This is a genomic window from Chitinophaga sp. GbtcB8 (genome assembly GCF_019091455.1).
Lineage (GTDB): Bacteria > Bacteroidota > Bacteroidia > Chitinophagales > Chitinophagaceae > Chitinophaga.
Genome location: NZ_JAGXJN010000300.1, coordinates 1 through 247, shown reverse-complemented (window position 1 = coordinate 247; position 247 = coordinate 1). Strand labels below are relative to the sequence as shown.

The window sequence follows — 247 nt, the reverse complement described above, 5'->3', positions numbered from 1 at the left end:
GACGCGTCCGGCGCATCCGGCGCATGCGGGCTGCCGCTGCCGGTGTCGCTGTGCCTGATCGCGCGGAACGAGCGCCGCTTCCTGGCGGACTGCCTGCGTTCGGCGGCGCCGTACGTCGCGGAGACGATTCTCGTCGATACGGGTTCGACGGACGGGACGGCCGCGATCGGCGCGTCGTTCGGGGCGCGCGTGATCCGCGAAGCGTGGGCGGACGATTTCGCCGCGGCCCGGAACCGGTCGCTGGCCG

At 74.1% G+C, this 247-nt stretch carries 1 protein-coding gene; it reads left to right on the top strand.

Annotated features, from left to right (window positions below):
- Positions 1–247 (top strand): glycosyltransferase (locus KVT36_RS31925; RefSeq protein WP_217607467.1); only part of this gene is annotated, 247 nt, incomplete at both ends.